The organism is Mesorhizobium sp. M3A.F.Ca.ET.175.01.1.1, from assembly GCF_004791945.1.
GTDB lineage: Bacteria > Pseudomonadota > Alphaproteobacteria > Rhizobiales > Rhizobiaceae > Mesorhizobium.
This window is the reverse complement of sequence record NZ_SRTP01000154.1, coordinates 1-357: the sequence shown is the minus strand read 5'-3', so window position 1 is coordinate 357 and position 357 is coordinate 1. Positions and strand designations below refer to the sequence as shown.

Below are 357 nucleotides of genomic sequence, written 5' to 3'. Positions count from 1 at the left end.
GGAAGTGTTAGTGCCAGCCAGCAGCACCTCTCAGAGCAGAGTTACCGTCATGTCCCGCCGCGGATCGCCGCTTGGCGCGACGGGTCTGTCCCGAGGGATCTGCGAGCCGGGACAGTCCTCAGTCAGGCGAAGGATGACTCCATGATACGGTCGGAGCCGCGGACAACCGACATGATTTCGTTTGGTCCTTTCACCCTGGTTGTGAATGAACGGCTCCTGCTGCGCCAGGGCGTGCCGGTTGATCTTGGCGAACGCGCCTTTGACATCCTGACCACTTTGGCTGCCCGCCCGAACGAGGTCGTCAGCAAGAAGGATCTGCTGGCTCATGTCTGGCCCGATGTCACCGTGGAGGAGGGC

The 357-nt window shown here is 61.9% G+C and carries 1 protein-coding gene; it reads left to right on the top strand.

The window, feature by feature from the left end:
* Positions 1-171: 171 nt before the first annotated feature.
* On the top strand, positions 172-357 hold a 186-nt coding region (locus EN818_RS31145), incomplete at its 3' end, for a winged helix-turn-helix domain-containing protein (protein ID WP_245521432.1).